Annotated in this window: 7 protein-coding genes; 2 read left to right on the top strand and 5 right to left on the bottom strand. The window is 42.5% G+C overall.

Annotated elements, in window-relative coordinates; translation table 11 throughout:
- Window positions 1-1,151: 1,151 nt before the first annotated feature.
- A complete protein-coding gene (locus VJ786_RS12785; protein ID WP_134776324.1) occupies window positions 1,152-1,487 on the top strand; it encodes a hypothetical protein in 336 nt (111 codons plus the stop codon).
- Between the two features lie 221 nt (window positions 1,488-1,708).
- On the opposite strand, the gene VJ786_RS12780 is transcribed toward VJ786_RS12785, so the two are convergent.
- The gene (locus VJ786_RS12780) at window positions 1,709-2,752 is read right to left on the bottom strand and encodes a DUF2157 domain-containing protein (protein WP_336557820.1); all 1,044 of its coding nucleotides are present in this window, start codon (window positions 2,750-2,752) and stop codon (window positions 1,709-1,711) included.
- Window positions 2,753-2,817: 65 nt separating this feature from the next.
- On the opposite strand from VJ786_RS12780, the gene uvrA reads away from it, so the two are divergent.
- Window positions 2,818-5,655, top strand: a complete 2,838-nt coding sequence (gene uvrA / locus VJ786_RS12775) for an excinuclease ABC subunit UvrA (RefSeq protein WP_336557819.1) — start codon at window positions 2,818-2,820, stop codon at window positions 5,653-5,655.
- A 40-nt stretch (window positions 5,656-5,695) separates the two neighbouring features.
- Here the strand turns inward: uvrA and VJ786_RS12770 are convergent, their stop codons facing one another.
- Genes VJ786_RS12770 through VJ786_RS12755 form a run of 4 tightly spaced genes read right to left on the bottom strand, consistent with a single transcriptional unit; the run spans window position 5,696 to window position 9,998 of the window.
- Window positions 5,696-6,127 (bottom strand): energy transducer TonB, encoded by a 432-nt coding sequence (locus VJ786_RS12770; RefSeq protein ID WP_336557818.1) that lies wholly within the window; start codon window positions 6,125-6,127, stop codon window positions 5,696-5,698.
- 54 nt (window positions 6,128-6,181) lie between these two features.
- Window positions 6,182-7,162: a hypothetical protein gene (locus tag VJ786_RS12765; RefSeq protein ID WP_134776327.1), complete on the bottom strand. Its 981-nt coding sequence runs from the start codon at window positions 7,160-7,162 to the stop codon at window positions 6,182-6,184.
- Between the two features lie 30 nt (window positions 7,163-7,192).
- Window positions 7,193-7,843, bottom strand: a complete 651-nt coding sequence (locus VJ786_RS12760) for an alpha/beta fold hydrolase (protein WP_336557817.1) — start codon at window positions 7,841-7,843, stop codon at window positions 7,193-7,195.
- Window positions 7,844-7,883: 40 nt separating this feature from the next.
- Window positions 7,884-9,998 carry a type IA DNA topoisomerase gene (locus tag VJ786_RS12755; RefSeq protein ID WP_336557816.1) on the bottom strand — a complete coding sequence of 705 codons (2,115 nt, stop codon included), beginning with the start codon at window positions 9,996-9,998 and terminating at the stop codon, window positions 7,884-7,886.
- Window positions 9,999-10,048 lie beyond the last annotated feature (50 nt).

Here is a 10,048-nt window from a genome sequence, read left to right as displayed (position 1 = left end):
TTAGGGCGGCCAAAAACGGCTACCCTAAACAGGCTGGCAATAGACCGCCTAAAACCCGAAATTACAAAAAAAAGATAAAATTGACTTGTATATTAACACAGAATCTAAAAAAGATGTCTTAAAGAAATAACCCCGTCATTAAAAAATGGCGGGGTTTTTTATGGCAAACATAAAATTCAAAGTGCTTCTATCCAATAGTCCGAGTCTTTGACTCAAACAAAAAACGCTGTAGCCAGTGGAATCGGAGAGGAATCTCGTAATTGATCCAAGACCAATTAGAACAAACTATGAAATGGAAATTTATTTTTGTAACCCTAGCAATCGTTGTCATCATTGTAAACTTACCAATAATCAACAAGAACATTTTATTGATGATAGATGGAAATGATCCTTTTAGATATTCTAATTCGAATGCATCCTTTACACGAGAGGAGTCATTTGAATTTAAGGATCCTTATTTGACTAACTGGTCAATAAATCGTTTCATAGAAGAAACAAATCCTTCCGATGCAGACAAACAAGTCTTTCGTCTTTATAAAATCAATCCGTTATGTTTTTGGAGATGGTCTTACTATATTTCTATTAGCAGGAATTATAAGTATAAATCTTGGGACGATATAGGACTAAATCGAGTTCCATACGACCCGGAGAATATGTGGCAGGATTTTTAAAAGAAGTTATTTAAAAAAATCCGTGTTTTAAAGGAGAGGAAATGAAAAGTCAATAGAGGTGTCTAAAAAGTCACCTTCTTTTTCTATTATTTGGGATGTTATTAAAAATAATTTTTTTTGTAAATTTTGGATAATAACATCTGTTATATTATCCATTCCTAATATTGCAAATATCCTTTTCCTATGAAACTTGATCGATACAACTATTATACGCCCCAGTGTTGATAACGGATATGTGCCTTCCACCAATCTAAATAATAATATGAATTTTGAAATTGCTTATAGTTATCTGAATATTTTAAACCTGAGTCCCAAACAAGGATTAAACCTGTACGAAAATAAGCAGTCAAATAGTCAAAAATACCATGATATTAACAACAATTTTCAGCATTTATGGGTGAACCTATATATTATGAACTACGTTCTTACAAGCATAAAAATCAAATTATTGACTATACCATAAATTTTAACAATTAAGTTATGATCAAAACAAAAACCTCCCTTTACCTTCTTTCTGTAAGCCTTTTACTTGTTGGATTTCTATCATCTTGTATTAGCACTAATCTGGCATATATGAAGAATCAAAATATGAACAAGCTCTCATTGGGCATGAACATTGAACAAGTTTCGGATCTATTAGGCAAAAAGTATGTTATTTCTAAAAAAGAAATTGTCAACCAAGACACGCTTGAAATAATATCATATAGAGGATTCCCAAATGATGAAGAAGTTTATTTATTTACGTTCAAAAATAATAAGTTAGAAAAATGGGAAAGAGAATTTATACCTAAATACAGAGTTATGGAACAAAAGTGATAACACTTTCTAGCTACAGTTTTTTTCATAACAAAATTGATGTAGCGTCAAATCCATTCATGGAACTTATCGTCCTTGCGAGGGGTATACGTCATTGCGAGGAACGAAGCAATCTTCACACATATCGAAAGATTGCTTCGTCGTGCCTCCTCGCAATGACGATGTTAATTGCAGACTATCTAATATCTATAATCTAAAATCTAACATCTAACATCTATAATCTAAAATCTCCCATCCTTCCAAACCTTCTCTGCCCAGCGGCCAACAAACCAGAAGGAAACAGCGATCAAGAGAAAGAAAATAGTACGGTTGATGTTATCCCAGAGGTATTCAACGAAACGGGTGTATAGGTTCAGGATGAAGAATACAAAACCGATATCCCTGGCAGCATGGTCTTTAGTTTTCATGCCATAGATGGCCAATGCGAGGGATAGACCGATTCCCAATAATCCCCAATAAAAGATCTGGAACTGTCGTACCTTCAACCATTGTTCATAATCGCTGAAGTTTCCGAAGATGGAAAGCAACCACAGGGCGATCATGGTATACAAAAGACCAACCACAAAAGAGGTGGATTGAAAGTAGACCAACTTCTTGATACGCGGTTGGATAAAATAGGCGAAGGCTGTCAACAATATTCCGAAAATGGTAAACCGCAGCGGGTAATTCATACCCCAGAATTTAAAGCCCCAATTACTATGATAGGCCGTTTCTGTGGCGAACCATATCCCCAAAGCCACCAAGGTAAACACCCAGATCAACTTGGAACTCAGTTTTACCGAAAGGACGGCATAAATAACAATGGATAACAGAAATAGAATCGTATAGTGGTTTTCAGTACGGTCAAGGATCTGCCCGAGGAAACCGATACTGGCGGCGGTGGAAAAAGATCCGGCCAACATCATGGTCTCATTGGAAAAAGTCTTATCGGGATATTTCTTTTTATTCCGGAAGCCCCAGAGGTAGAACATCACCGCCAAGGCGGCAAAAAACAGACAGAACACCACATTCGGGGTGTCGTAAAACTGCTGCACCAAGGTCTCCAGGTAATTATCGGAAAACATGGATACAACCGCCAGGATTAAGGACGCTAAAGCGATCCACATGGCATATCGCGCAAGTACGCCCCACTCAAAACCCTTATCATCCAAATTGCCTTTCAGCTCTGCCACTTTCTCACCAGGCAGCAAGGCCTGATCTTCCCAATGTTTAAGCGCATCTTCGATGATTTCCCGCTCATTCTTACTTACGTCCAGCTTCTTCAAAATATCAAATTTGTTAATTAAAGGTAATAAAAATCAGTAACTTTGCATTTGCAAAAATTAGTTTGATGGCCCAACAAAAAACAATTGATCTTGGTGACCAAAGTGAGGTAGAAGTATTTGGAGCTCGAGTTCATAATCTGAAAAACATAGACGTATCTTTTCCTAGAAACCAACTGGTAGTCGTAACTGGCTTAAGCGGAAGTGGAAAATCTTCCCTGGCATTTGACACGATCTATGCCGAAGGTCAGCGCCGGTACATGGAGACCTTCTCGGCCTATAGCCGCCAATTCCTTGGTGGTATGGAACGCCCGGATGTGGACAAAATCTCGGGCCTGAGCCCCGTGATCTCCATCGAGCAGAAGACCACCTCCAAGAACCCGAGATCTACCGTTGGAACCATCACGGAAATCTATGATTTCCTGCGTCTGCTCTATGCCCGTATCGGGGAAGCTTTTTCCTACGTATCCGGCAAGAAGATGGAACGCATGTCGGATGATGAGATCACCGATAGGATCCTAAAAGAATTTGAAAGCGAAGGGATCTATATCCTGGCCCCCGTGGTAAAAGGCCGTAAAGGTCATTACCGCGAACTGTTCGAACAGATCCGCAAACAAGGCTATACCAAAGTGCGTGTGGACGGAGAGATATTGGATATCGCCCCTAAAATGCAGGTGGACCGCTATAAGATACACGATATCGAAATTGTGGTAGACCGCATTTTGGTGGAGGTCAATTCCAGGAAAAGATTGTTCGACAGCATCGGACAAGCCTTAAAAACCGCAAAAGGGATTATCAAGATTGCCAATAAGGAAAACAAGGAACAGTTCTTCAGTAGGTATTTGATGGACGCAGAATCGGGCATCTCCTACGATGAACCCCAACCGAATACCTTTTCCTTCAATTCGCCCTATGGCGCATGCCCGCGTTGCGATGGTTTGGGCTACATCTATGAAATCGATAAGAAGATCGTTATTCCGGATCGCAGCCTGAGTATACAAAAAGGGGCCATTCTTCCTCTCGGACCTTCCAAAGAGTCCTGGACTTTTGCCGTATTAAAGGCAGTAGCTAAAAAATATGACTTCTCCTTATCAACAGCCATCGAAAAATTACAGGAAGATACGATCGATATGCTTCTCTTCGGTGCTGAAGAACCGGTGAACCTTACGGTTTCCTATGGTTCCTATGGCGCTAGGGAATATAACGTGCAGTTCCAGGGTATTTTCAAGATGCTGGAAGAAATGAGCGGGAAATACCAGGATGATAACCAATCCTTGGAGGAATTCAGAACCCAAGTGGTCTGTCCGGAATGCGAAGGCGCAAGATTAAAAAAGGAATCCCTACATATTAAGGTAGATCAAAAGAATATTGCGGAATTGGCAGAAATGGATATTGTTGCCTTGTTCCATTGGTTCGATGGGATCGAAGAAAGACTTTCGGAACGCCAGAATATCATTGCAACCGAGATCATCAAAGAAATCAAGACCCGTATCGGGTTCCTATTGGATGTAGGTCTGAATTATTTGACCTTGAACCGCAGCTCGAAAACCCTTTCCGGCGGGGAGGCCCAACGTATCCGTCTGGCCACCCAGATTGGTTCCCAATTGGTGAATGTACTTTATATCCTGGATGAGCCAAGTATTGGTCTCCATCAGCGCGATAATGAACGCTTGATCAATGCCCTGAAAAACCTTCGGGATATCGGCAATTCCGTTCTTGTTGTGGAGCATGATAAGGATATGATCATGCATGCCGATTATGTGATCGACATGGGGCCAGCAGCCGGTGTATTCGGCGGTAAGGTAGTGGCACAAGGAACGCCTAAGGAATTGATGAAGGCGCATACCCTAACCACGGATTACCTGAACGGTACAAAACAGATTCATTATAACAAAGAAAAACGTGCAGGAAATGGCCATACGCTTTCCTTAAAAGGCGCTAAAGGGCATAACCTGAAGAATGTGAGCATCGATATTCCCTTGGGGAAATTGGTACTGGTAACGGGTGTTTCTGGTTCTGGAAAATCCAGCCTCATCACCAATACCCTATATCCGATTCTGAACCATCATTTCTTTAGGGCAAAAGCAAAACCACTTCCCTACAGCAAGATCGAAGGCTTGGAACATGTGGATAAGGTGATCGAAATCGATCAATCGCCGATCGGAAGAACGCCTCGATCCAACCCTTCCACCTATACTGGTGTATTTTCAGATATAAGAGCTTTATATGTACAGCTTCCGGAAGCAAAAATCCGTGGGTATAAACCCGGCAGATTCTCCTTCAATGTAAAAGGTGGGCGTTGCGAAACCTGCCAAGGTGCCGGAATGAAGATCATCGAGATGAATTTCTTGCCGGATGTTCAGGTTCCTTGTGAAACCTGTAATGGAAAGCGCTATAATCGAGAAACCTTAGAGGTAAGGTATAGAGGAAAGTCGATTTCTGATGTTCTGGATATGAGTATTGATGAAGCGGTAACCTTCTTTGAGAATATCCCTTCCATATATCGGAAGATCAAGACCCTGCAGGATGTGGGCTTAGGCTATATTACACTAGGGCAATCCTCTACCACCCTTTCCGGTGGGGAGGCACAACGGGTAAAACTAGCGACCGAACTTTCGAAAAAAGATACTGGTAAAACTTTCTACATTTTGGATGAACCAACAACTGGATTACACTTTGAGGATGTCAATGTGTTGTTAGGGGTGATCAACAGGCTGGTGGACCGTGGAAATACCATGATGATCATTGAGCATAACATGGACATGATCAAAGCGGCCGACTGGGTGATCGATATGGGACCTGAAGGTGGTAAAGAAGGTGGAAAGGTATTATTCCAGGGAACTCCAGAAGACCTGATCAAACAGAAGAACAGTGAAACAGGAAGATTCCTGAAGCTGGAAATGTAAGGAATCAATTGGGTCTTAGGTAAAAAATGCTGTCCGAAGATTATAGATCATCGATCAATACAGCTGTAATATGTTGCCTAAACCGAGTTCTTACGGGTTTATCGTTTTTCAAGGCTGGTTTCCATTTCGGTGATTTTTTCATCACCCGAAGGGTTTCTTCCACAAAGGCGGGACTAAGTTTATTTTTATTGATGACATCCACGTCACAGACCGATCCATCTTCGCAGACGGTAAATTCCATAATGGCCGTTTGCTTCGCTCCAAAATCGGCATATTGGGTACTATCCATCATTTCAATGGCATCCATTAGTTTGATGTTGTTGGTGAGGAACTGCTGCCAACTTCGCGATCCACCATTAAATTCGGGGATCCGATCCACATCCTTAACGATGCTGGTATCCACTTTTGCTTTTTCTTGGGCAGTTGCAAAAGAAACGAGGAGAGCCAATATGGGGATAAAAAACAAGCGCATAATCATAGTATGATTATAAATATACAACAAAACCAGCAATAAGCTGGTTTTGTTCTATTTAGGGAGTTGAATATCTTTCTTAAATCCACCGTTTTCATCAGTCAAAAAGCTCATGGGCTGATCCGGATTTTTGATGATCTCAAACAGGGTGAATCCCCAAGGCTTCCAAAAGTTCTCCAAGACCTGACCGTAGGTCTTCACCTGCCAATTATCAAAAATAGGCTTCATGGTCCAATCGTTCAAAGGCATCGGCTCTACAAAAACCTTATCGGGAACTTCCATATACGTATATTCCGGAAGGCGGTTGAACAGGTAGGCCGAATAGAAATACCGGGCACAGATTTCCTCGAACTGAATAGGATGCAAGGTTTCACCTTTAATTTTTGCCAATGCTTCTTCATGATAGATAGCATGGGTGCCATTATCCTGTAGGGTAGCGATCAAACCAAAATCACCCATACGCAAGGAAAAGATCAAGGTGTTGATCTCATCCCTATACATAAAGGTATTCTCCGGATTATCTACCGGAAACACTTCAATGGTAAAAGGGTTTTTATGTTCAAATTCCATGGGAACAATCAGAGACTGCAACATGGCATGCAGGTTCCGGAATTTTTGGACTAGCGCCTGGGAGAAGTTCATTTCTTCGCCCGAAAGTACGGCCTGTTTAATACCTGCCTGGATCTCATTGAACACAACGCCGTAAAGGATTTTTGAAATCCATTGGAACAATTCCAATTGGCTAAGGTCCTTCATGGCCTCATATCCGATCTCCGCAGCTTTTTGGACCTTATTTTCCAGTTGGGAAATGGTCTCTGCCACTTCTGCCGAGCAGGGCAGCTGCAATTGCTTATAGGTACGCATGCTCTCATCCAGCATCTTGAAGGGTTGGTCTTCCAATTGGAAAGCCTGCATCATCCAGACCGGAAAAACCTGGATCCGCTCATCAGCAGATGTAAGGGTTTTACCGGATAAAAAACAGGTATTCGGGTCAAATTTAAAATACAAGAATGGATTATACAGTTTTGTCGCCATAGGCAGCAAAGGTAAGGGAAATGATGTATACTAGTTCAAAAAATTCTTGATTGGGAAGGAAAGTTCGGCTGCTTTGTTCCAGACCATGAAATGCCCCCCTCCTTTTATCCGGATGCTGTAATCCACATGTTGAATGGGAAGAAGATGGTCCTTATCGCCATGCAGGTGTAAGCAGTTCACTGGCACCTGTTTATTCTCCCAATGAACGATCTTATCGATTGCCCATTTCAGGAATTCCGGATCCGTATCCTGAATGATCTCCTTGAAAAATTCCTGATCAGCTTCATCCTTGACACCAAATAGCCAGGTCAGCACTTTCATGGATGCTTTACTGCTTGGGGCATCGGGCAAGAGTTTATGAAGGGAAAGCCATTTAGAAATACCCAATAGTTTGGGCAGTTCATCCTTTGTTTTGGCGGAAGAGATCAATACCGTTTTTTTGAAATCGTAATATTTTGCCAATTCAGAAACGCACATGCCGCCAAAGGATAGTCCAAGAACGAGCGCTCCTTGTTTGGGGATCTGATAATGGTCGGCCAAGCGAAATACATAACTTTCAAAAGCTTCGGAAGTTCTTGGCTTCAGCCAATCGACATAGACCACTTCAAATCCCGAAAGATCCAATTTGGCAAATACCCGACGGTCTGCCCCCAAACCAGAAAAGACATAGATTTTCTCCATATCCCTAAGGTAGTGAAAAGAGCTTGTATTATTTGGCTTACTAAGCGATATTTACTTTGAAGTTCTCGAACAGAAGAGCGGCGTCCTGAAGCTGTCCTTGTTGGTTTTTCACGCCTTTTAGCACCGATGTTTTTCCCTTCTCCAGGAGATTCTTCATTTCCTTTTCTTCCAGGAAAACACCGTTCAGCGTACGCCAGATCTTGAAATCACAACCTCGGGCATAATGATCGCATTGGGCGACTTTCTCAAACAGATGGATCTGGCCATTGGCACATTTAGGACATTTGATCTTCCCTTTCTGCAATGGTTTCAGTTCTTCATGGGCAATGGCAATGCGCAGCTGCAATAATTCCTTGGTGATCTTCTCCGTGTAGTCCTTGATATGTTTCATGAACACCTCATAACTTACCTTATTCGCGCGCATTTCCTCCAGTTTCTGTTCCCATTTTCCGGTCAGGGTTACTTTAGCGATAGAGCGATCCTTGACCAATTGGTAAACCGCCAATCCCTTTTCGGTTGGGATCAATTTCTTTTTGTCCCTTTTGATGTAGTCCCGTTGGAACAGGGTTTCAATGGTGGCTGCACGGGTAGCAGGTGTACCCAATCCACAATCCTTCATCGCCTGACGCAATTCTTCGTCTTCGATTTCTTTTCCAGAGGTTTCCATGGCCTTTAACAGGGAAGCTTCCGTATGTATGGGCTTAGCCTTGGTAAAGCGTTCGGAAAGATCGATCTGTAATACTTCTAGGATTTCTGCCGGTGAAAGTTTGGGCAAAGCCGCATTTTCATTATCCTGATCATCGTTATTTTTATCTTCTTCGGGGATTTCGACCTGATCGGCAGACAAGCGCCAACCGTACTGTCGGATCACGGTACCTTTAGCGATCAATTCGATGCCGGCCGCATCAATGTTTACCGTGGTGATATCCTTGATACAAACCTCTGAAAAACTCTCCACCATCCGCTTAGCGATCATGTTGTAGATATTTTGCTGATCCATTGGCATAGGAGCAGGTTTTTCATCCGTAACGAGCAGGGCATGGTGGTCAGTGACTTTCTTATCATCTACCGATCGTTTATTCAGCTTAGCTCCTATCAGGTTTTTACTGATCACAGCAATGCTTTCTGTCGCCGTATCGGCCAGGTGCTGAAATAATTCTTCGATCTTTTCAAACACATCCTCGCCAATATAGCGGGATCCGGTACGCGGATAGGTGATGACCTTCTTTTCGTATAGTGTTTGGGCGATACTGAGCGTCTGATCAGCTGAATAACCATATTTTTTATTTGCATCCTGCTGAAGGGAGGTAAGATCGAACAATAAGGGCGGTTGTTCCTTCGTTTCCTTCGCCTCTACATGCGTTACTTGGGCATCCATGCCTACATGTAGCTTGGCTACACTGGCCTCGGCATCTTCCTTCTTATCGATTTTCTGGCTAGTGGCCTTGAAGGAGATTCCATCCTTTTCAAAACCTGCCTGGATCTTGTAGAATGCGGTTGATTTAAAGTCCTTATTCTCCAGGTATCTGGCACAGATCATCGCTAGGGTCGGTGTTTGCACCCGCCCTAAGGATAATAGGCCTTTATTTCCTGCAGCCAAAGTAAGGGCTTGGGTGGCATTGATACCGATAAGCCAATCGGATTCTGACCGAGAACGGGCAGATTGGTAAAGGCTATCGTATTCGGAACCATCCTTCAAGTTGGCAAAACCTTCCTTAATGGCTTTATCGGTCTGGGAAGAGATCCAGAGACGTTTGAATGGGATATTTGATTGGAGGTAATAGTAGATGTTCCGGAAGATCAGCTCCCCTTCCCTCCCCGCATCCGTCGCCACGATGATTTCTTCTGCTTGGTCGATCAGCCATTTGATGGTGTTCAACTGTTTTAAGGCTCCGGCATCATCCACCTGTTTCCCATCCTTACGGACCTTCTTCACTTCTAAGGCAAAGTTTTCCGGAATAATAGGCAGATTGGATACCGACCAATTGTGAAAACCATAGGCTTGCGGGGTACATAATTGGACCAAATGCCCAAATGCATAGGTAAAGGCATATCCATTTCCACTGATATATCCATCCTTGATTTCCTTTGCACCCATAACCCGGGCCAAATCCCTCGCCACAGAGGGTTTCTCTGCTATCACAACGGTACGCATCTTTATCTTCTAATTAATAAAGTAATCTGTCTAAATACTAAATACTATCT

This window comes from Sphingobacterium tenebrionis, from assembly GCF_037126265.1.
Classification (GTDB): Bacteria; Bacteroidota; Bacteroidia; order Sphingobacteriales; family Sphingobacteriaceae; genus Sphingobacterium; species Sphingobacterium tenebrionis.
This window is presented reverse-complemented; position numbering and strand designations above follow the sequence as displayed.

Excerpts from the sequence above, each read along its gene's own strand:
- VJ786_RS12785 (WP_134776324.1), top strand. The coding sequence starts at position 1,152 with ATGATCAAAACAAAAACCTCCCTTTACCTTCTTTCTGTAAGCCTTTTA.
- uvrA (WP_336557819.1), top strand. The coding sequence starts at position 2,818 with ATGGCCCAACAAAAAACAATTGATCTTGGTGACCAAAGTGAGGTAGAA.
- VJ786_RS12770 (WP_336557818.1), bottom strand. The coding sequence starts at position 6,127 with ATGCGCTTGTTTTTTATCCCCATATTGGCTCTCCTCGTTTCTTTTGCA.
- VJ786_RS12765 (WP_134776327.1), bottom strand. The coding sequence starts at position 7,162 with ATGGCGACAAAACTGTATAATCCATTCTTGTATTTTAAATTTGACCCG.
- VJ786_RS12760 (WP_336557817.1), bottom strand. The coding sequence starts at position 7,843 with ATGGAGAAAATCTATGTCTTTTCTGGTTTGGGGGCAGACCGTCGGGTA.
- VJ786_RS12755 (WP_336557816.1), bottom strand. The coding sequence starts at position 9,998 with ATGCGTACCGTTGTGATAGCAGAGAAACCCTCTGTGGCGAGGGATTTG.